General features: G+C 29.9%; 22 protein-coding genes and 8 pseudogenes. 25 read left to right on the top strand and 5 right to left on the bottom strand.

Annotation, left to right across the window (positions count from 1 at the left end; genetic code table 11):
• Nucleotides 1-18: 18 nt before the first annotated feature.
• Nucleotides 19-979, bottom strand: a pseudogene (locus tag DK405_RS03755) (IS110-like element ISOt5 family transposase).
• A gap of 573 nt (nt 980-1,552) precedes the next feature.
• On the opposite strand from DK405_RS03755, the gene DK405_RS03750 reads away from it, so the two are divergent.
• The 7 genes from DK405_RS03750 (at nt 1,553) to DK405_RS03725 (ending at nt 6,467) form a co-directional block, all read left to right on the top strand.
• A complete protein-coding gene (locus DK405_RS03750) occupies nt 1,553-2,491 on the top strand; it encodes an Rpn family recombination-promoting nuclease/putative transposase (RefSeq protein WP_064612898.1) in 939 nt (312 codons plus the stop codon).
• Nucleotides 2,492-2,719: 228 nt separating this feature from the next.
• A complete protein-coding gene (locus DK405_RS03745) occupies nt 2,720-3,295 on the top strand; it encodes a hypothetical protein (RefSeq protein WP_109510589.1) in 576 nt (191 codons plus the stop codon).
• A 41-nt stretch (nt 3,296-3,336) separates the two neighbouring features.
• Nucleotides 3,337-3,858 (top strand): hypothetical protein, encoded by a 522-nt coding sequence (locus DK405_RS13850; protein ID WP_231967619.1) that lies wholly within the window; start codon nt 3,337-3,339, stop codon nt 3,856-3,858.
• Entirely contained in the window at nt 3,830-4,432 is a 603-nt protein-coding gene (locus tag DK405_RS03740) for a hypothetical protein (protein ID WP_231967618.1), read from the top strand. Before DK405_RS13850 ends, DK405_RS03740 begins: the two co-directional genes overlap by 29 nt.
• A gap of 230 nt (nt 4,433-4,662) precedes the next feature.
• Nucleotides 4,663-5,235, top strand: a complete 573-nt coding sequence (locus tag DK405_RS03735) for an HD domain-containing protein (RefSeq protein WP_109510588.1) — start codon at nt 4,663-4,665, stop codon at nt 5,233-5,235.
• A 34-nt stretch (nt 5,236-5,269) separates the two neighbouring features.
• Nucleotides 5,270-5,914 (top strand): ankyrin repeat domain-containing protein, encoded by a 645-nt coding sequence (locus DK405_RS03730; protein WP_109510587.1) that lies wholly within the window; start codon nt 5,270-5,272, stop codon nt 5,912-5,914.
• Nucleotides 5,915-5,960: 46 nt separating this feature from the next.
• Nucleotides 5,961-6,467 (top strand): hypothetical protein, encoded by a 507-nt coding sequence (locus tag DK405_RS03725; protein ID WP_109510741.1) that lies wholly within the window; start codon nt 5,961-5,963, stop codon nt 6,465-6,467.
• Between the two features lie 113 nt (nt 6,468-6,580).
• Here DK405_RS03725 and DK405_RS03720 read toward each other — a convergent pair.
• Nucleotides 6,581-6,810 (bottom strand): annotated as a pseudogene (locus DK405_RS03720) (DNA adenine methylase); the annotation flags it as partial.
• Nucleotides 6,811-7,346: 536 nt separating this feature from the next.
• On the opposite strand from DK405_RS03720, the gene DK405_RS03715 reads away from it, so the two are divergent.
• From DK405_RS03715 to DK405_RS03680, 9 genes and pseudogenes are all read left to right on the top strand, one after another.
• On the top strand, nt 7,347-8,063 hold the full coding sequence (locus tag DK405_RS03715) for a hypothetical protein (protein WP_064612658.1): 717 nt from the start codon (nt 7,347-7,349) through the stop codon (nt 8,061-8,063).
• A 350-nt stretch (nt 8,064-8,413) separates the two neighbouring features.
• A pseudogene (locus tag DK405_RS15375) lies at nt 8,414-8,509 on the top strand (sensor histidine kinase); the annotation flags it as partial.
• Between the two features lie 437 nt (nt 8,510-8,946).
• Nucleotides 8,947-9,315 (top strand): Arm DNA-binding domain-containing protein, encoded by a 369-nt coding sequence (locus DK405_RS03705; RefSeq protein ID WP_064613124.1) that lies wholly within the window; start codon nt 8,947-8,949, stop codon nt 9,313-9,315.
• Between the two features lie 303 nt (nt 9,316-9,618).
• A complete protein-coding gene (locus tag DK405_RS03700; RefSeq protein WP_081420617.1) occupies nt 9,619-10,287 on the top strand; it encodes a tyrosine-type recombinase/integrase in 669 nt (222 codons plus the stop codon).
• A gap of 91 nt (nt 10,288-10,378) precedes the next feature.
• Nucleotides 10,379-10,675 (top strand): hypothetical protein, encoded by a 297-nt coding sequence (locus DK405_RS03695; protein ID WP_045915450.1) that lies wholly within the window; start codon nt 10,379-10,381, stop codon nt 10,673-10,675.
• Nucleotides 10,675-11,227: pseudogene (locus DK405_RS03690) on the top strand (TraE/TraK family type IV conjugative transfer system protein). The gene DK405_RS03695 and the pseudogene DK405_RS03690 overlap by 1 nt, the downstream one beginning before the upstream one ends.
• Nucleotides 11,224-11,424 (top strand): hypothetical protein, encoded by a 201-nt coding sequence (locus DK405_RS13845; protein WP_231967617.1) that lies wholly within the window; start codon nt 11,224-11,226, stop codon nt 11,422-11,424. Before DK405_RS03690 ends, DK405_RS13845 begins: the two are co-directional and overlap by 4 nt.
• 95 nt (nt 11,425-11,519) lie before the next feature.
• Nucleotides 11,520-11,699 carry a hypothetical protein gene (locus DK405_RS13840; RefSeq protein ID WP_231967616.1) on the top strand — a complete coding sequence of 60 codons (180 nt, stop codon included), beginning with the start codon at nt 11,520-11,522 and terminating at the stop codon, nt 11,697-11,699.
• A gap of 151 nt (nt 11,700-11,850) precedes the next feature.
• A pseudogene (locus DK405_RS03680) lies at nt 11,851-12,097 on the top strand (hypothetical protein); the annotation flags it as partial.
• 168 nt (nt 12,098-12,265) lie between these two features.
• Here DK405_RS03680 and DK405_RS03675 read toward each other — a convergent pair.
• A complete protein-coding gene (locus DK405_RS03675) occupies nt 12,266-13,108 on the bottom strand; it encodes a tyrosine-type recombinase/integrase (protein ID WP_081420667.1) in 843 nt (280 codons plus the stop codon).
• Nucleotides 13,109-13,538: 430 nt separating this feature from the next.
• Between DK405_RS03675 and traN the strand changes: the two are divergent.
• The 8 genes and pseudogenes from traN to DK405_RS03620 form a co-directional block, all read left to right on the top strand.
• Nucleotides 13,539-13,820, top strand: a pseudogene (gene traN / locus DK405_RS03665) (conjugal transfer protein TraN); the annotation flags it as partial.
• 117 nt (nt 13,821-13,937) lie between these two features.
• Complete coding sequence (locus DK405_RS03660) at nt 13,938-15,119, top strand: hypothetical protein (RefSeq protein ID WP_064613191.1); 1,182 nt, start codon at nt 13,938-13,940, stop codon at nt 15,117-15,119.
• A gap of 93 nt (nt 15,120-15,212) precedes the next feature.
• Nucleotides 15,213-15,614, top strand: coding sequence for a hypothetical protein (locus tag DK405_RS03655; RefSeq protein ID WP_045913073.1), 402 nt, complete (start codon nt 15,213-15,215; stop codon nt 15,612-15,614).
• Nucleotides 15,615-15,697: 83 nt separating this feature from the next.
• Nucleotides 15,698-16,243, top strand: coding sequence for a conjugal transfer protein TraF (gene traF / locus DK405_RS03650; protein WP_410522033.1), 546 nt, complete (start codon nt 15,698-15,700; stop codon nt 16,241-16,243).
• A 90-nt stretch (nt 16,244-16,333) separates the two neighbouring features.
• Complete coding sequence (locus DK405_RS03645; protein WP_064613057.1) at nt 16,334-17,209, top strand: IS982 family transposase; 876 nt, start codon at nt 16,334-16,336, stop codon at nt 17,207-17,209.
• A 15-nt stretch (nt 17,210-17,224) separates the two neighbouring features.
• Nucleotides 17,225-17,353 (top strand): conjugal transfer protein TraF, encoded by a 129-nt coding sequence (locus tag DK405_RS03640; RefSeq protein WP_081420668.1) that lies wholly within the window; start codon nt 17,225-17,227, stop codon nt 17,351-17,353.
• Nucleotides 17,350-18,388: pseudogene (locus tag DK405_RS12715) on the top strand (conjugal transfer protein TraH); the annotation flags it as partial. The gene DK405_RS03640 and the pseudogene DK405_RS12715, both read left to right, overlap by 4 nt.
• Nucleotides 18,372-19,986 (top strand): annotated as a pseudogene (locus DK405_RS03620) (type IV secretion system DNA-binding domain-containing protein); the annotation flags it as partial. The pseudogenes DK405_RS12715 and DK405_RS03620, both read left to right, overlap by 17 nt.
• A gap of 9 nt (nt 19,987-19,995) precedes the next feature.
• Here DK405_RS03620 and DK405_RS03615 read toward each other — a convergent pair.
• Nucleotides 19,996-20,436 carry an RpnC/YadD family protein gene (locus tag DK405_RS03615; RefSeq protein WP_109510584.1) on the bottom strand — a complete coding sequence of 147 codons (441 nt, stop codon included), beginning with the start codon at nt 20,434-20,436 and terminating at the stop codon, nt 19,996-19,998.
• Nucleotides 20,437-20,526: 90 nt separating this feature from the next.
• Entirely contained in the window at nt 20,527-21,378 is an 852-nt protein-coding gene (locus DK405_RS03610) for a 2,3,4,5-tetrahydropyridine-2,6-dicarboxylate N-succinyltransferase (RefSeq protein WP_045912574.1), read from the bottom strand.
• A gap of 100 nt (nt 21,379-21,478) precedes the next feature.
• On the opposite strand from DK405_RS03610, the gene DK405_RS03605 reads away from it, so the two are divergent.
• A complete protein-coding gene (locus tag DK405_RS03605) occupies nt 21,479-22,123 on the top strand; it encodes a zinc-ribbon domain-containing protein (protein WP_045912573.1) in 645 nt (214 codons plus the stop codon).
• The last annotated feature ends 646 nt before the right edge of the window (nt 22,124-22,769 follow it).

The raw sequence follows: 22,769 nt of genomic DNA, 5'->3' as shown, positions 1-22,769 counted from the left end.
TAAGTTTTTATAAGATTATTATTTCTGATTGATTAAAACATTAGGATTAAAAGGAGAATTATGCTTTAAAACACCATAAATGATATGTAATAACTTACGCATAGCGGCAATAAGGATAAGCATTTTGGGTTTGCCAGTATCAGACAAACGTTGAGAAAATTGCTTGATAATACAATTATGTCTTAAGGCAGACATAGCAGGCATATAAAAAGACTTACGTAGATCTGAATTACCAGTTCTAGAGATTCTACTAGCACCCCGCACGGAACTGCCAGATTGACGATGCTTAGGATTAAGACCTACAAAAGCTACAACTTGTTTAGCAGAACTAAATTTCTCAATATCTGCTAAAAAAGCAAGAACTACAGCCTGTGTTTTTGCTCCTATGCCTGGTATTGACTCAAGCCTTATTATGAAGATCTGTGTTATTTTTAATATGGTCATTGATTAGTTGTTCAATTTCTTTAATTTGCGTTTCAAGAAATTCAATATGCATTTGAATATTATTAGCAATTGCTTTAGAAGCTCCTTCTAATCTATTTGTTTCTTGTGTTTTATGCTTAATTAAAACATTCAGGCGATTAACTAGCTGCTGTAGTTCTTGAATATAAAGAGGCTGTGGATACCATGCTTCCGGTTTCATTGCTTTGCAAAAATCTGCTATTAATACACTGTCTGCTTTATCTGTTTTTGTACGACTAAGTTTACTCATTGCAAAACCTTTAATACGGGCAGGATTTACTACGCTTACTTTATAACCATAATCGTACAGATATTTAGCTAAATTTTTCCAGTAGATACCTGTTGCTTCCATACAAACATGTCCAGTTCCTCTGCTTTTTAACCATGTTACTAATTTGTTAAACCCTTCAGAATTATTATTAAATTTTCTTGTTTGAACTTTATTATTAATTAACACAGCTGCATCAAATGTCTCTTTAGAAACGTCAATTCCTACAATTATACTATTCATAATCACCAAATTTTATGTTAAATATCTCAAAACCAACCTTGTAAATACAGGCTTTTTGCCTAAGAATACCGTCCGGTTTTTAATTAAAAAAGCTAGTTACTTATCTATAGAACAGGCTATTAGCCTTAGGAACGCTACTGTATACTAGCTTTCTTTTGTGCTATTGCTATAATCTTTTATTTTATTGCAATTTCACTTATTTTTATCATACAAGGTAAAGCTGCAAAGACATATCAAATATAAAGAAAAAGGTTAATTTTTGTTAACTTCTGCGCTTTATAGAACCTGCTATTAACTTCTGTTAACTTTTGTTAATATTTATAATTAATCTTCAACTTTAGCTATAAATATATTTTCAATATTTGTCAATATTACAAAAAAATTAAAGCAATAGGTAGAAAATAGGTAGAAAATAGGTAGAAAATAGGTAGAAAATAGGTAGAAAAAAAAATTTATGGTAAACCTGATACCATCTGCCTTAGAAGACCAATGTTACCTATATAACATCTTATAATTAATAATGTTCATGTAAGTTATTTTGTTGTATAATTTAAAAAGAATAGAAAATATGAAAAATATATGCATTTATCAAGATTTCTAGATCCAAAGAATGATGTAGCATTTAAAAAGATATTTGGATCAGAAAAAAACAAGGACATACTAATACATTTTCTGAACGATATATTGTTGTTTGAAGGGAATAGAGAAATAACAGAAGTAGAGTTTTTAGGAACGATATTAGATGCAGACATAGCGTCTAAAAAAGAATCAATAGTAGATGTTTTGTGTAAAGATAAAAACGGTGCACAATATATAATAGAAATGCAAGTAGATCCTACACAGGGATTTGAAAAAAGAGCACAGTATTATGCAGCAAAGGCATATGGTAGGCAACCAAATAGAGGAAAGGAAGGGAAATACTCTGACCTAAAGGAAGTTATATTTATAGCTATAGCGGATTATAAATTGTTTCCAAACAAAGAAGACTATATATCGAGGCATGTAATATTGGATAAAAAGACATATGAGCATGATCTAAAGGACTTTTCATTTACCTTTATAGAATTACCAAAATTTAAAAAAGATAGAGTGGAAGAGTTAAATAATATAACAGAGAAGTGGTGCTATTTTTTTAAACATGCAAAAGAAACAACATTAGATGGATATCATAAAATAATAGGTGAAGATTTAATAATAAAAAGAGCGTATGAGGCATTAGATCAGTTTAATTGGAGTGAAGACGAACTAATAACCTATGAACAAGAGTTAAAGCGTATATGGGATAATAAAGCAGTCGAAGATTATAAACTCGAACGCGCTAAAGCTGAAGGTAAAGCTGAAGGCATAAAGCTAGGTGAGATTAAAGGTAAAGCTGAAGGTAAAGCTGAAGGTAAAGCTGAAGCAAAAAAAGATTTGGCAATAAAATTATTGAAATCTGAATTATCAGTTGAGACAATTGCTGAATATACGGATTTATCAATACAAGAAGTATTAAATTTAAAAAATAGCGTAAAATAATAAGAAATATACAACATACAAAATTTTACCTTTAATGTGTTGTATGCTATTTCTATTAAATCATATAGATGTATAGTTTAAAACTACTTAAGTTATTATAAGCCTTTCAGAGCGTTAAATTTCGAGTATAGCTACAAAATTGCTACATTTGTGCTAAAAAAAATGTGGTTTTCGATAGCGAAAATTGCCTGAACCACCTGCTATATCTGACATTTTTGGAGGTTAGAAATGGCGCAAAATTTGTGTAATTTTGCAAGCAATAATTGCAAAATTGCTAATAATAACAGTAGCAATAATGCAACTGTCTTTTATCGTTTTATTGGAAATTTTGTTCCAGCAGAATGGAAAGATCTGATTGGAGATAATGCTAAAGCTTTAAGCAAAACATCTAAACAGCTTTTATCATTTATAGTATATAGACTACATATCTATTACAACAAAGATATAGATGAATTACAGGAAAGTTATTACTTTTTTGAAAAAGAGTTAAACCTTCGTTACCGCAGAGTTAGACAATGTTTGGTTGAATTAAGAAATGCAGGTTTTATTAAAGTTGAAAATAGAACAATAATTAAAGGCAATCTCAAGGTACGTAATGTTCTTTGTGTAAAACTTCTAAAAAATTTTCAGCGTTTCACTGAAAAAGAAAAAAAAGAAGAAAAAATTGTCCTTCTGCAACAAAAAAATTTTCACATCAATTTGCAAGAATTTGCAGGTGAACCTGCAAAAAATTGCAGCTACATATATAGATATAATAATAATAAAAAAATAATAATAGATCTAGATCTACTGAAGATAAGTTAATAGAGAATGATCAAAATAAAAATGAAGATCAACAGCAAAATTTGAAGTTTAAATATACGGAATCTGATGATTTTATAGAAATTGAGTTAGTAGAAAATGAAAAAGAAAATCAACAGCAACAACAGAATTTGAATTTCTATGAGCTTAGTGATGTTAGTAATGACAAGCCATCAAACAAGGATTATGAGCAAAATAGTGAGTTAGCAACTCCAGCTATTACTAAGAATTCAGAGGTTGAAAAGAATGAATGCTATCCCAAAAGAAAAAGACTAGCAGATTATTATCCACTAACACCAGAAGATGCAATTATACTACAACGTATGTCTAGTAGAAGCTTCAACATATACTTCATAAATCAATTACTGTTGAAGTTATCAAATAAATATCCAAACCGTCATTTTGTAAATAAGATAGCAGTGCTAAACTATATGGCAAAAGCCTTAGCAAATGAATTACTAACTACTGATCAGGCTAATAGTAGAAATTTTGGATTTAATGATGTAGGAAGATTTAAAGAACAGTATCTAGCAAATATTGAATCTGGTACAGATCGTAGTATGTAGTATGAAGGCTCAGTTGAAGCGTAAAATAGCTGGAGTCTTTGAAGCAGATATGGCTTATCAAATTTTAACATCTTGTGATTTTAGGGCAGCGGTTAAAAACAAATATTACATCAGGTTGCTTAAGAATATTACACTATCAGATCATATTAAATTCAAGATACTACAGGAGGTACGAGCTGTGTATAGCAACGATATTGAGCAGTTACAAGTTATACCATTTGATGAATCAAAACAAGTTACCAATAGCGCAACGGAGTATCAAAAAACAACAGTTTTACAGCAACAAATAAGTGATGAAGATTACCTTTCAGAACTTAGTAAAGAGCTAGGTTCTAACTCTATATTGTTCAAAGTACGAAAATACATACTTCAACATTATGAATATGAGCAAGTTATTGATAAAATATGGTTTAGTAAATTAGAAGTTGTAAATGAAGATAATGTTAATAAAAAAATATTCATTAAGGCTTTAACAAGCTTTGCGAATAGCTATATCAAATCAAATTTTAAGCTCATTCTAGAGCGTGCTTTTGAAGCTCAAGGGTTTTCGTTTGAATTAGTTCAGTGTAAGTAAACTTAAGGGTAATATGAATGAAAAAATGCTTGTCCAAAAAAAAATTACAGCAAAATTTTACTCATTAACACCAGAGATATGCAACTCAAGATTGGTTTTTGGCATCGTGATAACTGAATTCAAAAAATTTATAATTTAATTTGCTTCTTTTCCAGTTTTTATCTGGGATTGGAGTATACAAAAAGTTTAAATTATGGTATAATTTATTAATAACCATTTAGAGGTGGACAATGATAGATTTTTATAGTGAGAGCTTAATAAATAAGCTGTTTGAAACCAACATAAGATTTAACACCAAAATTGATCTTGATAGAGTTGAAAAAGCAATACTTTACGCTAAAAAATATCATTGCCAGCAAAAGAGAGATACAGAACTCTACTACACACATCCATTGAAAGTAGCTCACATGGTATCAGACCACAGCTTTGAAACAGATACAATTATTACTGCAATACTACATGATACACTTGAAGACACAAGATTAACTAAAGAAAGAATAAGTTACGAATTTGGTAGTAATATTGCAGAACAAGTTTCAGATCTCACAAGGGTTAGGAATAATAAGAAAATCAGTGCTATGGAAATGATACAAATATTACGCAGCCAAAATAAAACAGAACTATTACTGATCAAGCTTTTTGATAGATTCCATAATATTACAACTATATTCATCAAACCTCCTCACAAAAGGCAAGAAATAATATTTGAAACTCAGCAAGAATTTATAGCTCTTGCTGAATACCTTAAACTACCAGAGATCGGAGAACGCTTAAGCGAATATTGTAAACTTCATGCTAGCTAATGAGTAAATAATTGAGAATGAAAGGATTAAATATATGATATTAAAATCTAAGACTAAGTATACCTTACATAGCGCTATTCAAGATGGTGATATTAAAAAAGTGAAGCAGCTTATTAATAAGGATAGTACACTTGTCAATTCAAAATATAAAAACGGTACTACTGCTTTATCTGTGGCTTTGAAATATAAGAATCTACCTATTGCCGAGATTTTACTAAGCAATGGAGCTAACGTAAACGCACAAGATAATGATGGGCACACTGCTTTACATCTTGTTGTTGACACAATTCAAGTATATTATGAATTTTTCGAAAAATATCCTACCTATTGCAATGATCACATAGCATTACTGCTAAAATATAATGCTGATGTAAATATCGAGAATAATCAAGGTAATACACCTTTATCCGATGCTGCTAAATGCAAATGTGTAGAACCTTTAGCAATTATGCTAAAACATAATTCTACTGGTATTAATAAAAAATATGATGAAGGAGAAACACTACTACATATTGCTGTTCGTAATAAAATCATAGATATTATACAGCTTTTGATTGATTATGGAGCAGATATTGATGCAAAAGATGATAACGGCATGACTACTATAGATTATGCTGCTAAAAGCGGTAATGCAGATATATTCAACTTTCTAACGGAACAATGGGTCCCATGGTATTAGGTTTCAACAGATAGCTAATATGTTAATATTAAAAAGAGAAGTTAATATGAATGTTTTGAAATTACTTTTACAACCGGGTTATGCTGTTATATTAGCATTCGTTGTATTATCTTCACCATCGATATGTACAGCAAATAATAATGTAAACTTCAATGCCTCTAAAGGTGGTATTGATACTTCACAACAATTCTATATAAAATTTTCAACTGGTATTGCTACTAGCTACGATACATTAGAAGCTGGAATTGGTTATAGATTAGATCGGCACAGAATGGATGTAAGATTAGGATTTATGTGTCATCACAACTGTAGAGATAACTTTATTCAAGGAAATTATTATTACAATATAATTGAAGGTAACAAAGCATCAATTTTTGTTACAGGTGGCCTAGTATCAGCTTTCAATAGTGATAGCGGTACTGGTATAGACTTAGGAGTTGGTACAACAATAAACTTATCAAGAGATACATATTTGGACATTGAATGTAGCACAATGGCTAACTATAGACCACTTCCTATTCATATACGATTTGGATTGCGGGTTCATCTTTAATTGCTAAGCTCAGGTCAAGTAGTTAGTTCGAATAGTTAGTAATGATTAGCTCATTAACAGGATTGCGTTGTTCATTGATTGAGTATATAATCCAATATGAGTAATGAAGAAGTCTTTTTTACAGCGTGATAACTAGTAATTAAGTCGAGATTAATATCAGAAAAAAACATTGTTTAAACAGATGCCTAACTTGAAAAAATAAAGCCCCACCTCCAAGGAATGGTTCATAGTAATTATAGTATGGCCCTGAAGGAAGATGCTCTATTAATCTATTAACAATTCTCCTTTTGCCTCCAACTCAATGGAGAAAAGGCTTTGGTTCATTAGAAATTGCTATTGACACAAGAATTTTTGATTAATTAAATCTCTACTATGAATTATAGCAGAAAATAAGCCTTAAAGCCAGTAATAATAACTGCTACAGAACTTTTTTTATAAATCTTTTTTGAATGATATTTTTGTAGCTAGAGATACAATGTGATAATTTCGCATCTATTTTAAAAATTTCATAATTATGACAAAAAGTCATGTACTGATAAAAATCTAAATGATAGTGTATACCTGATATTATCTGAGATTCAAGATTTAGATAATATTTAGCTAGAGGTTATTTCATTAAAACTTCAGAATCTGTTAGTAAAGGTACAAATGAATCTCTAGCTACACTTTAATTACTACTTCAAATAGCAAAAGTAATGCTATGATTATTAGTTATAAGAATAACAATAAACAAAAAAAATCTAAAAATACGATATCTCCATAGCTACGTTTTACATTTTGCTAATGGCCTAATTATTTTAGGCTATCTCAATTTATAACTCAAGATTAATAATAAATATATAATTGTTAAATATTATGCGGGGTTTTAAAGAGTAAAGTATGCATATACAAGTCTTAAGCGCAGCAAAACACTTGTTCTATCGAATGTTTAACCTACGCAAACAAAATAAAGCAACACAAATTTTTTCAGTTTCACAGGAAAAATGGTTTGCTTTTTTTAATGACTTGCACAGTCATACAGAACAAAAAAATTTAATACAACTTCTAATAACTCATCTTATAAAGATAAAATCTAATTTAACAATAGATCAGCAAAAAAAATGTTTAACAGGTTATTTAACTGATCTAAATTATAACTTAACCAGAAAGGAACAAAAATATATTTTAAAATTAACAAATGAAAATGATTTTATTTGGAATAAGAAAGGTCAAAACTTTCTTGATTTTTGTATGTATAAAATTATACGAATGCATTCCATAGCACTTGAAATACCAATCAAAAAATGTTCTAGCAATATGCTAATAAATAAAGGGATCAAACCCTTTCAGGAATTTATTACACCAGAACATTTTAAGAATATAATTTATCTTGAACAAAAACTACTATACCGCACACTTAAGTATTATCATTGTATTAATTCGAAACAAAGAAACGTAATTATCAAACAACTACTATTGGCTCAAGGGCAGCTTGAAATAAAAGAAGATCTTAATTCGATAGAAAAAAAAGATTTTGACTTAGTTAATACAGCACTTGATTTTTATATTTGTGATATTATGGGTCGTTTTAAAGACGTGCTCGAACCTGATGTTTAAATTAAGAGCAATAAGATAAGTTCAGAACTTTTTCAGTTAATATACTAAATTATCAAAGTCTTTTTTTATAACTCAGAATCAATTGTATATCTAATTTTGAAGGATATTTTGTTTTTTTAGATGTAAATAACAATGCGACAATTTCGCATCTACTTTAAAAAAGATGAAAAATTTTTCATAATTATGACAAAAAGTCATGTACTGATAAAAATCTAAATGATACTGTGTACCTGATATTATCTGAGATTCAAGATTTAGATAATATTCTGCTAGAGATTAAAGACGATAAACCTAAAATTTACTTTTTAAATCTCTAGCTGCTATATAAACTAATACAGCAGGAGGATTCTATGCCTATTGAAGACGAAGGTCAAAATAAAATCAATAAATTAACCGAAAAATTATCTACAGAGGGAATTAATAGCACAACAATAAAACAAATAGATGTATAGTTTAAGATGATTTAACTAACAAGAAGAAATAAGTTAGATTAAGAGTTATTATGAGCTTTATACGCATTATAAAATCTGCTATGTAGTTTATTCTCATTTAAATTGATATATGGATTTAACTGTAGATGTATTAATATTACTTGTCAATATGATAATAATATCTTGATGGTAATTGCACAAATATAACAAAATATATGTATGATATTTAGCTAATTGGAATGCTGATTTTTAATCAAGCAACTTGAATTTGTAGTTGATAAGCTTAAAGTAACCTTCAATTGATAACGTTGCTTAAAAATATTTTTTATTTTTACAAAAGTATTTGCTATTAAATAAAAATCATACTACGAGTTATAAGTTTAAGCTAATTTTAAAAATTAATAAGTTATTATTTAATTACTTCAATTTTAAATTAATGAAGGGTGATAAATATGTCAGTAATATTACTTAACTTTACACAATCAGCATTAAATAAAATAAAAGCACCAACCAAAGAAGAAAAAATAATCCAGTTTAGAGATACAAAAGAAAGGAACCTACTTTTGATAATATCATATACTGGATTTAGAAGATTTTATTTAGCAATAAACATTGGTGGCAGATATTATAAGATAAAAATAGGAACTTCACCAGATCTGACTGTAAAAGAGGCTAGGAAGAAGATAATGAAGTTGAAAAAGGATATTGCTAACGGAATAAATCCAATGGATGAAAGACGGGAGATAAATAAAGAAAGGAGAGAAAAAAGAAATAAGAGACTTGGATTACAAACCGAACTAACATTCGGACAGGTGCATTGAAAATATGCTGAATATAGTAGGATTTATCATCCAAAAAGTTGGAAGAAAACCTATTTAACGGTAAAGAGTTATACAGTACCTTTCTACGATAAAGATATATCTAAAGTTACCGTAGAAGATATTCAGAAGCTTTTTGACGAAAAAACAGAAAAGAAATACTATGTAACAGCAAACGATATTCTTACGAAATTAAACCCTATATTTAATAAAGCTATAGAATGGGGATTAATAGATAAAAATCCTGTTCATGGAATAAAAAGGCACAGGCAAGAATCAAGATCTAGATATGTAACAAATGAAGAAATGAGAAGACTTATGGCCGTGCTAAAAGAAAAGGAAAATAGTCAATTAACAGAATCGCAAAAGCGAGCAGAACGATCAGGAAAAATTTTTACATTTATAAGTTTATTCACTGCAGCACGTAAAAGTAATGTATTAGGAATGAGATGGGACGAGATAAGCCTTAGCGAAAAAATATGGCATATACCAAAAACTAAGAGTAAAAGTGGAAAGACACTATATGTAGGATTAGCTGATGCATTAATAACAATATTGAAATACCTAAAGCAAGAAACAAATAGTGAATGGGTATTGCCAAGCCCAAGAGATAATAGCAAACACTGGTCAAGCGAGGCAATACAATGTGCATGGGATAAAATTCGCACAAAAGCTAGAATACCGAATGTAACAATACATGATCTTAGAAGAACGTTTGCAACTTGGTCGATAAATAATGGAGAAAAACTACAGACAATAGCTGAAATATTAGGGCATAGTCGTATTTCAACAACAGCTAAAATTTATACTAAAATTAGTATAGATAAGGTAAAAGCAGCTACAAATAAAGTTGTAAACAATATATTAACAAGTGATAATGCTAATACTGAACTAGACAAGATAATACCTGAAATCTTAGCATCATTAGGTCGCAAAGAAGAAAGACAGATAATAAACAGCTTATCTGAGAAATAAGGCTTGATATATTAGATAGATTTTGTAAATTTTTGAAAATCACAGTAGTAGAATGAAAAATCTCATGCTTTAATTGCGGCTGAAGGTAATTATGCAAAATCAAAAATTATGTTGGGCATTATCGAGGCCATTGAAGTATATGGGTTTGAGCATTGATGAATGGGGAGTAGTATTAGCTGGAGTAGCTCCAGGAATTGTACTACTAAACAGCAGGCATGCTAAATTAGGCCTAGCATTTATGGTTGGAGGAATTGCTCTATGTTATTGCTTTAAGAAATTTAAGAAGGTATCGGAGAATTTTTTGCTAAAAAGTTTTTTAGTAGCTAAAGGTTTATTGCCAGCTCCATTAGGATATTCAAGATTGCTGGGCAAAAAAGTTGGCAAATAATGAATCATCTCTTTAAGCAAAATGCTATACAAGAGCTGGTTAAATATAATAAATGCTTACTTTCAGTAACTATATTGCTAGCTGCAGCTAATATAATTGCGATAATGGCTGCAATTACCAAAGAAGAAAAGTGGTTGTTAATTCCAGCAATGGAGCCTGATCGTAAAATGACGTTTTCATCAAAAAATTACCATGAAACCTATTTAAAGGAATTGGCAATTTATGTGATGAAACTCTTATTTACTACTTCTCCAAATGAGGTAGAAAGACAAATAGCAGACATGAAAGTGGTATTCAGTAATACTGAATCTTTAAAAATTTTTTTCAGAATCATTTGCAATTTGTTAAAGGCTCAAATGTGTCTTCACTCTTTTTTTCTAAAGAAGGTTGAAGTGATAAATGAATGGAGTATTAATTAGTGGAACGCTTCGTTATTGGTTTAGCGATAGTAAACATATAGCTGTCGATAAGACTTACCTTTTGACTTACAAGCGAACTCCTAATTACCTTTTGTTATTGACTGGTGTTAAAGAGAATGGAATAAAAAAATGAGTATTAGAGTTTTGAGATTTATGATAGGGCTTATTGCTTTAGTCAACGTTAATAATATATATGCGGTAGAATATGAGTTAGAAGATGATGAGCTGCTTAAGCTTGAGATTTCTGATAGTGGCCAACAAGAATTAATCTTAAAGATGAAAAAATTAATGATATTCTTATGTACCCTCAAAACACAGTTGAAGTTATAGTTCATGAGTCTGGATGTTTGTTTATTGCTCCATGAGAAGAAGGAAACAAAGTTTATTTAACTGTAATAGGAGAATATAAAACAATTCAAGATTTAATGTTAACTTTTACTCCAAAAACTCCAAGCCCTGTAATGCTTGTTAATGCTGCTATAGACACAGATGAAAAGGATAATTCAAAACAAAACAATAACAATTTGTTCAGTAATGACGTTAATACAAAAGAATTAACAGCAAAACCTTCTAAAAAACAAAGTAGAAATACTAAGAAAAAATAAAACTGGCTTAAAGTGCTAGTTTTTACTTCAAAAACTGGCAAGCTCAGCATCAAGCTTATTAAAACCATTTCAAAGTAAAATTTCATTGATCATGGAATTCACTAGCATTAGAAGAATAATGCAAAATTTACTAATAAGCAATAACAATGTTCATATGCAATTTGTTAAAGGCTCAAATGTGTCTTCAGTCTTTTTTTCTAAAGAAGGTTGAAGTGATAAATGATGGAGTATTAATTAGTGAAACGCTTCGTTATTGGTTTAGCGATAGTAAACATATAGCTATCGATAAGAATTACTTTCTAACTTACAAGCGAAGTCCTAATTACCTTTTGTTATTGAGTGGGGTTAATAAGAAAAAAAACTGGCTTAAAATGCTAGTTTTTACTTCAAAGACTTAAAGTTCTAGAAGGGTGGCTGAAACTCACTTCAAAGTAAAATTTTATTCAACGTGGAATTCACTAGCACTAGGAGAATAATGCAAAATTTACTAATAAGCAATAACAATGTTCATATGCAATTTGTTAAAGGCTCAAATGTATCTTCAGTCTTTTTTTCTAATTTTACTCTTAGTTTTTGGGTATACACCATATTTTTCTTACAAAATCTATATTGTCCCATTCCATCTCTAACACATTCCTTTTTCTAGCTCCAGTATATAACGCTAGTAATGCAAAATCTTTTGTCAACGGAGTCGCTTCTCCACATAATACTTGTAAAAATTTAGTCATTTCATCGTAACTTAGACGTCTTTCTCTTGCTTGCATTTTGTGTTTATCTATTTTTAGTGTAGGATTTCTGTCTATTAATTCCCATTTTATTGCCTTATTAAATATACTGCTTAAGGTTACTAGAAATCGATTTGCTGTCGCATATTTTCCCTCTTTGCTGATATCATTAAATATTTGTTCAATATCATTCCTTTTAATCTCGCTTATCTTTTTAAAAAATAACAGTTTTCCATAATTATATATTCTTGGTTGCCAATAAATATATATTCTTGCAGCATCTTTCTGCCAGTGTATAGTATATATTTTGGCATACTCTTCAATATACTTATAATACAGCTCTTGAAATGTAATCTCTTGTCTTGCTTTTAGACGTTTCTCATCTTCTGCTATCTGTTGTTGACGTTTTACTTCTCTTGGATCTATTCCTTTCGCCATTAATCTCTTTAATTCTCTTGCTATTTTTCTGGCTTCTTTAATAGATAAATCTGGAAATACTCCTATCTTTATTTTTATCCCTTCTTTTCTAAATTTTTTTTCAAAAGACCATGTTTTTCTTCCTGTATGTGATATTCTTAGTTTAAGTTCTGGTTCAACTTTATCCTGGATTGTTGATGTTCTTTCAGTCGGAATTTTTATTTTTCTTATTAACTTATTTGTTAACTTTAATGTTATTGATTTCATAATTACACCATATATTAATATATATTAATATATATTACAATTACCTAAACAAAGTATCTATATTATTCTCTTTATTTGAATAAAATTTTTATACTAATTTATTTATAACATACCTACTTCCAAGCCGCCTTACCAACTCTAGGTTGGTATATATTTTTCATCCATCATCTTAACCTTTAGATTGAAAACTGACCCCAAATTTCCTGATTTTTTTTTCTACCTATTTTCTACCTTTCGCATTAATTTTTTTGTTATATTGACAAATATTGCAAATATATTTATAGTTAAAGTTGAAGATTAATTATAAATATTAATAAAAGTTAACATAAGTTAATAGTAGGTTATATAAAGTGTAGAAGTTAATAAAAATTAACATTTTTTCTTCTTTATATTTGATACGTCTTTGCAGCTTTATTATTAGGCAATGTTCTTAGCTAGAAAGTCTACTTATTGCTGCTTTCAGTCGAAACTTACTAGAATTTTTTAGGAAGAAGCAAGAAAACAGCTAAAAATGAACTTTGGTACACCTGAATGTCCAAAGTGTAGAGGCCTTACTGTTAAGGAATTACAAAAAGTTGATTTCACTAAAATCAATATGGATGAACTATTTGGCGATATACTCACTAAGGCTCAAAACAGCATGAACAAAGACATTATTGCAGGAATCAAAGATAAAGTTCATCGTATGCAACAAAATTGCGTTGCTTTATAAAGTATATTCTTTATAAATGATTTTATTTTCCTCATTTAGATATTGCTTTACTTTCGAAAAAAATTAAGTTACCATCGCTAACTCTTAGTGTATAGGTGATTATAGGTATATTTAAAGATGCAGATAATAAAAATCATGTTAAGTGCTGTAAATTATTGGGGATATAAATGTTATACTCAATTAGTTCATGGATCTAATCTGGATGAAAATCAAGATTTATATGGCAAAAATATTTTTTTAACAGGAGGAAGAGCACAGAGTTTTAAGTGTAAAGGAGTTCGCGAATTATTATGTATAAATGAACGAGTTAATCATTCTGTATGGATAGAAAAAAGGCGATTAGATATAGAGATGCAGCAAAATGATCAAGATAGTAGCATCGTAGTTGATGATTTTTGTTGTAGTATTTCATTAATTTGGAGCAAGAATCTTTCTGACCTTGCGACTGAAGATGAGATTATTGTTAATGGTTATTGTTCTATGCCTATAACAAATTTGTTATCTAAACCAAATTTATGCCGTCAAACAAAAGCTTTTTCTTTTACTTCATATGATAATTGTGATTTAACACAATTATCTTTAGTATTTGGAGATTTTTTAATAGAAATAAAAAATATATTTAAAAATGCACAAAATAATATACCAGATGATAGGTGGGTAATATTTTCTAAGTTTGTAGATATATTTTTTGTTGAAGTTATGCGTAATCCTACAACATTAATCACTCTACCTATGTGTTTTGAGTTATATAATCATCTTGTTAATAATAGCGATGACCTAGAAAAATTTATACAAAGCAATATTTTGTTATATCAAAATATTAATCAGGAAAGTATGCAAGATAGCGAAGATGATGATGATCAAAGCAACAACGATAATTATGATATTATTTTGCGTTGTATACTAATGGATTACTTTCCAATGTCTACTAAAGGAACCGTAGCTTCTAATGTATTTTTATCAAAAAAAATAAATAAAGTATTAGAAAATCATGGGTTATGCCAATATTGTTACTCCTATGACAATCGTGCTACTAGCGATGAAATTTTATTGATAGATGCTTTCGCTAATAAGGAAGCTAAAATTATTCAAGAATGGCTATCTTTCGTTCGAAATGTTAAATCAGAAGATTGTAGTCCTGCAAATGAGGCAATTACTCTTTTTGCAAAAGAGATAGATAATTTATTAATTGATTGGTATGGAGAGGAAAATATTCATAATTTATGCTCTGAATCAATACACAGGGATGTACTAATCGACATTGGTAATGCAGTATATAAGGATATACAACTTGAATAATTGAGTTATACTAACTTTAATTTAAAAAACAATTGACTGTTATTTATTAACTTAGTTATAATAAATAATTATACTAAAATTATAGGGTGAAAAATGGGTAAAACACTTGCAGAACAAAAACGTTACTATATTCAGCAGCAGAAAGAGTATTGTATCCGACAACAACAAAGGGCTGATAGGCAGAGAAGTGATGCACTTAAGGCAAAATTACGAAAAAATGATGATGAATCTAAATTTCTAACAAAATTAATTAACTGTATAAAAGATACTAGTGATAATGTTATAAAAATCAAACAAATGCATAGTCTTATAGAAAGTAAGACAGATATATTTAAAAACCTAATGCAAAAGGATTCATCTAACAGTGTAAGTAAGGTAATGTATGCCGTAGATGCAATTGCTATAGAATGTGGTGGAGTAGAACTATCTAGAGAATTTGAAAAAGAAGTATCAGAACACTGTGGCATATCAGCTTTAGTTAATGATTGGGATTAATGCAAACACTTCATTAATTTAAAAAAGTAGAAGGTAATAGCCAATAATAACAATACTTAATTACTTATCGATAGAATTAGCTATTGCTAACTCTTTGCCTACAGGTTTTTTTATGGTACAATGATAGACATGGTCATGAGCTTGATGACTCTGCTACTAATTCTAGGCTGATACACTGGACTCATGATCATAGAATCGAGGAATTAAAGGAGCAATTTAATCGAGCTCAGCGTATAGCGCTTGATAATCCAACGCTCGAAAATGTGATTACAGCTCAAAGGCTACAGAAACAAATCATGGAGAAGGCGCATAAGTTTGCTACTATGTGGCAGCTAGCTACTCTACTTGATTATCAACTGATTAATGCTCATGAGCCATCTAATAGCTTACATAAAAAGCTGTATCAAGAAAAATCAGAGCAGAAAAAAGACTTAAAACTCAAAAACATTGCTAAAAACTGTGAATTAATTTTGCAAGTTAAACAAGATTGCTTGCTCTGTAAAGCCTTTATGCCTATTGTTCAGGGCTTTGCTAATAAATATGCATTTCAGTTGCTAGCTGTCAGTAAGAATAATGAGTTGCTGAATAAATTAAATCCTAAGCATATTGTACACGCTAGTTTAGGATAAGAGGAAGCAGGGAAGGCATAATACAAAAGGTATACAAAGAGAGAATGTTGAGTTAAAAAGAAAATTTAAATAAAAATAAAATAACCCAACATGAAAAAATGTATTATAACAGTATACTATTTAATAGATAATTTTTGCAAGATATATCAAGACTGGGAAAGAAAGAGATTAATACCAAGTAGTAATCAAAGGAACAGAGATGGAAAGTTGTCCTTAGCTGAGTTATTAACAATAACGATATATTTTTATTTATCTCCATGCAAGGATTTTAAAAATTATTATCTATATTACTTGCGTTATAAGTATAAAGAATACTTTTGTTTACCAAGCTATAGTACGATAATACAACTATTACCTAGAATGTTGCTACCATTAGCCGTATTAATGCATTATCTGAAAGGAGAAGAGACTGGTATATATTACATCGATTCTACAAAGTTAGCAATTTGTCATAACAAACGTATTTCCAGCAATAGAGTTTTTAACAGATTTTCTAAAATTGGTAAGAGTAGCTATGGCTGGTTCTTAGGTTTTAAGCTGCATCTCATAATTAATAATAAAGGTGAAATAATGTCAGTTAAAATTACTAAAGGCAATAAAAGCGATCTATCTGTAGCTTCAGTTATTTCTAAAGGCTTATCTGGTAAATTGTTTGGTGATAAAGCTTACATATCTAAAGAGTTATTTCATCAACTCTTCTCCAATGGTCTACGTTTATTTACTAATCTTCGTAAAGATATGAAAACATATTTATTGGACATAGATGATAAGCTTTTATTAAATAAACGTTCCTTAATTGAGTCTGTCTTTAATGTACTAAAAAAACACATGCATTTAGAGCATACTCGACATCGCTCTCATATTAACTTCTTTGTTCATATAATTGCTTCTCTTGCTAGTTATTCCATCTCCAAACTTAATCCCTATCTTATCTCTTCTTCTTTCTCTTCTAATCACTTATCCTAAATTAGCGTTGTACATGTGTTATACCTAGTAGCTAGCGATGGTAAAAAAATATATGCAGTAGCTAGAGGCATAATCTCTGAAGATAAAATTATCGACAATATTCTAGCAATCGATAGATATTATCATAAATTGGAGACTAGATGAGCATCAGAATTAGAGTTTATGCTATTACAATGCTATTATTGCTACAAGCTCCAGTATCACTGGCTTGGAATATCGAAAACGTATTTCAAGGAATGAGTGTTAATGTTACTAGATCTGGATCATATCAAGATCAAGCGGCTGGATATTATGCAGCTGGTGGATTGTCTGCTCGAACAAGCCAAACATCCTTTCAGCCATTTGCTATAACTCCACCATCTTTAAACATGAGCTGTAGCGGTATTGACGCCTATCTTGGTAGCTTCTCTGTTATTTCTGGAGAAGAATTAGTTCAACTAATGAAAAACATTGGTTCTCAAGCTAAAGTTTATGCATTTTCATTAGGATTAAAAACATTTGCTCCACAGATTGAGAACGCTCTCAAGGACTTGCGTAATCTAGCAATGGAGATGAATCAATTTGCCAAAGGAGATTGTGAATTAACAAAAGCATTATTTGCTACAGCTTTACCAAGAAACTGGGCTATGAGAGAAGCTGTTTGCCGTGATATACAGTCACAAAGTGGATTTGATTATTTTGCTGCTAGTAAAAAATGTCGTAATGATTTAGCTCAAAAACAAGCTCTGCGACAAGCACAAAATAAGGATTCAGAGCTAATGCTAGAATGATTATAACATCTTCACTAAAGCAGCAGCAAAGGTTGGAATACCATCAGATATGCATGATTCAATCATGTCTATGACTGGCACTATCGTGGTTACAAACAATAATGTACACTTTTATGACTCATTAGCTCAGGATGAAAAAAGTTGGATTAGTCATTTAAAAGGCGGAGAATCAGCCTCGATTTACAGTTGTGATAATGTCAGTTGCTTGCATCCAAGCTTGCGACGAAATATAACAATATCACCAGAGCAGTCTTATGCAGGTAAAGCTAAACAACAATTGACTAATCTAAAAAATAAGTTTGATTATAATACTGAATTTAGTAACCATGAAATAGCCTTTTTATCTTCGATTGGAGATATATTTCCAATTTATGATTATATCACATTAGAATCTATTTCTGGTATATCAAAAAGTATTTCTGAGCAGTTTGTATTATTTTGTAATTGAAAGATATGTGCAGCTTAAGCTAGCAATTGGTGAGCATTTTTATGATATCGATCAAATAGGCATTAAGTTTTATAGTTTAAGGTTTAAAAAATGGATGCACCTCAATGCTCAAGACTTTTTGCATGAGTTTTATACAGGCCAACATGGATTTAAAATACAGCAATTATGGGAATTCCTAATCAATTCAGCATTGTTAGAAAGCTTAATTGTTTTTGCTATTGGTGTGATAATCTCAATTGTTTTCTTTACATCTCAAGGCAAAAACACGATTATTAAGGCCAAAATTAGAGGCGCTGAAATACCTATCTAAAATGCTAAAAAGCGCTAAAAAGGCCTCAAAAATCTGTTTTGCAGGCTTGCCATTAGTAAAGAATAGTGAAAGGCTGCACATTCTGATTACTGGAACAACAGGTACTGGTAAAACCAATATGCTTAATGAACTGCTACCACAAATTCGATTACACAAAGATCGAGCAATAATTGTAGACACAACTGGAACTTTTATTGATAGATTTTTTGATCCTAAATGTGATAAGCTGCTTAATCCTTTTGAAAAAAATAGTGAGCAATGGTTGCCTTGGAATGATTGTTTTGAAGCAGCTGATTTTCATGATATAGCGAGTAGTTTTAGTAATTATACTCCTAAACTTGATGACTTTTTTGCTAAAAATGCTGAATTAGTCTTGTCTGAAGCATTGAAGCTATATAAGGATGATAAAGATATCATAAAATTAATTCATACAATCATTTACTCTGATAATAGACAATTTGCAAAAGCTTTTAGAAACACAGCTGTATCAGGTATTATAAGCGAAAGCGCGCTCGAAACTTCTGCAGGAATTCAATCTACTCTTGGAAAGAATATTACTTCGCTACAATATTTAAAGCCTGGAGGTAGTTTTAGCATCAAGGAATGGTTTAGTAATTCAAATGAAACTAGCTGGCTATTTATCACAGCTAACCCAAATCAAAGAGCTACTTTATGCCCACTTATTTCAGCTTGGATAAGCATAGCTATCAAAGCTTTGATGTGTAGAAATCCTAATCATGATAACAAAAACATGTGGTTTATACTTGATGAATTGCCAGCTCTACAAAAAGTTTCGTCTTTACCAGTTGCTTTAGCTGAAAGTAGAAAGTATGGAGGCTGCTTTGTTGCTGGATTGCAGAACATTCATCAATTAGAAGCAATATATGGGGCTGCTGAATGTGCTTCTATGCTGGATTTGTTTAATAGTAAATTTATTTTTCGAGTTAGCGATCAGGTTACAGCTTATAAGTCAGCATTAATACTAGGTGAACAAGAAATTATTGAAACTCAAGAAAACTTGTCATATGGATCAAATACTATGCGAGATGGAGTAAATATGAATAATGTTGAGCGTAAAAAGATTTTAGTTATGCCATCTGAAATTATGAACCTACCAGACCTAACTTGTTATGTAAAGCTTGCTGGTAACTTTCCCATCACAAAACTAACTATGCAGCTACAAAATTTAAATACAGCTTTTGTTTGTGAATATAAATTGCTCAAAAAACTTAAGTTAGTAGAGTATTAATTCGAAAAATTAATACTCTATGTTATTTTTTAAATTAATCACTTCTTCTTTTGACAATCCGGTATTTTCAGAAATAAATTCAACTGAAAAGCCAGCTTTTAATAAGTTCCTTGCAAGCCCTCGCGCGGCTTCAGCTCTGCCTTCAGCTCTGCCTTCGTCAATATATTGTGCAGCAATTGTTCCCATAATCCTTTTTCTATCCTCAATTGATAAATTTTCGTCCAGTAATTTTTTTAACCTAGGTTGCTCATCTTTACTAACCTTACTTATAGTATAATGCAATAACGCTTTTATGTAAAGAAAGCCATTTTCTTTATCTTTTTGTGCTATTTCTTGTAGTGTATCAAAAAATTTTGCACATAGCTCTATTATATCCGGTTGATTATGAATATACTTCATAAAATGAACTAGTGCAGCAGTTGCTTTTCTTTTTATTTCACTATCTGGCATGCTTGCCAATCGATTAATAAGTATTCAGAGCCCATCAATTCTTTTTAATGGCAGTATAGAAACAACTATTACTTCTACTAATATGGAAAACTAGCATCTTAATAAATCATTGATTGAAGTTTTAGCTCTAGTATTATTATCAACTTTCTTAATAATCACAGCGCATTGCAACTGTAAGTTGTTTGAATGAGCATGTGGTAAGCTTCCAGGAACTACAACTGAATTAGCTGGAATACGGCCATAAGTTACTTCTCCAGTTTCCCGATCAACTATCTTTGTTGAAGCACTAATCTGTACTCCAGTACCTATAACAGCTCCACTTTCAACTATTACTCCTTCAGCAATTTGACTCCTTGCTCCAATAAAGCAATTATCTTCAACAATCACTGAAGCATTTTGTATTGGTTCAAGTACTCCACCTAAGCCTACTCCACCAGAAATATGACACTTATTACCAACATATGCACATGATCCAACAGTAGCCCAACTATCAATCATTGTACTGCTACCAATATACGCTCCTATATTAATAAATGATGGCATTATTACAGTACTATGGCCAATATATGCTCCTTTTCTAATGATTGCGCCAGGTACCACTCGGATACCAAGTTCTTTAAAGTTATCTTCTTCAGATCCAGAAGAATAAAACTTCAATGGAATTTTATCATAATAACAAGCAACTTGTGTTGATGTAAGAACGCTATCATGTAATTTAAAATACAGTAATATAGCTTTTTTAACCCACTCATTAGTATGCCATTCTCCATGCTTTTTTTCACAAGCTCTCACTATACCTTTGTCTAGATCATCTAAGATACTTTGCAGCCATCTGCATGCTACTTTATAATCTTCAGCACCTTTAATCAATTGATTGCGCTTTGTCCAAAAATCTTCGACTTTATTAATATATTTATATAATTTACCAGTATTTTTTTCCATTATATTTACTCTGTATTTCAAAAAACCTTTGAACAACCTTAATCTTACATATAGAATATAGATAGATAACTTGATAGCGCAATAAAAATTTGAAACATAAATGCAGATTTCATGTCCTCAATGTAATACTGTTTTTGCATTGCCTAATAATAAAAATTTAAGTTTTAAAAATATAAGAAAAATCAAATGCTCTAAGTGTCAACATATTTGGATTGGAAAGTTACAGGATTTAATATCTGTGCCAATGACTACGGCGAGTTTTTGTGCAACAGATTATAGTTATCAATTAGGTAACAACATATCCTCTTTATTAAATAGAGAACAATATACAGTATCAATATCTAGATATTCAGTAATACTGCCGTTCATATTAGCAAGTTTAATTTCACTATTATTATTTTTAACAGTAAAATATAATTCAGCAGCACAAGATATAATTTTAGGAGAAAAGAAGCATATTTCATTACATAGAGTTACATCAACATATATTCCTGAAACTAATCATAGAGTAATACAGTACATACTGTTTAACAATTCATCAATAGCTGTTCACCTTCCAGTTATAAAAATATGCACATATGACCAAAATAAAAAACTGATAAATTATCATCTATTTAGTAATGAGGAAATAATATTGCCAGCTAAGACTTATGCGCTTGTTAAAACAAAGTTTCAGAATGATAACATTCAACTCAGCAGTTTCAGTATAAGTTTGGGAAATAATTCGTTATTTATGATTAACTAACTGATGTTATATGATAAAATATTGAAATAGTGTCATTGCAACAAAACAAGAGTACAAACTAACTCTGAAAAAATTTTTAAATTGTTGGTGAAGTATTCAAGAGTTAGAAGACATAAGCATAATATAAAAAGCAGAAAAACATAGAATGATAAATACAACATAGGCAAATTTTTTAAACAAAAAAATATAAACCTCTATATATAAGCATCAAAATATAAGCATCAAAAAAACTACAACACTTATTCTGCATAGGTTTATAACATATTGCTTATGTTCAACTCTGGTTTATAACTTAGCTCTTTATTTTTGTATACTACTTAACTTATCTTTTTCCATTATCCTAACATGACATTTTAGACATTCGAAAAACTAAGGTCAAATATTTTTTGGATTTTTTCTTCTATAAAGATTTTGCTTTAAAGCTTTAGAAAGACCTAGAGTATCACGAGCCTTATAACACTTCTTTGATACTGTTTGCATGTTAGGTTTATACATTAATTTTTAACTATAAAGTTGATTATAAGGTATATTACATTAAAAAAAGATGTTACTAATTGATAATGTTATTATGAAGTAATATTTATCTTGACCTAACTTAAATAGTATGTCAATAACATACATAATAAGCTATAGATAAATATTTTTG

The organism is Orientia tsutsugamushi (assembly GCF_900327275.1).
In the GTDB taxonomy this organism is placed as follows: domain Bacteria; phylum Pseudomonadota; class Alphaproteobacteria; order Rickettsiales; family Rickettsiaceae; genus Orientia; species Orientia tsutsugamushi.
Note: the sequence above shows the minus strand (reverse complement) of the source record. Positions and strands in the feature narration are given on the sequence as shown.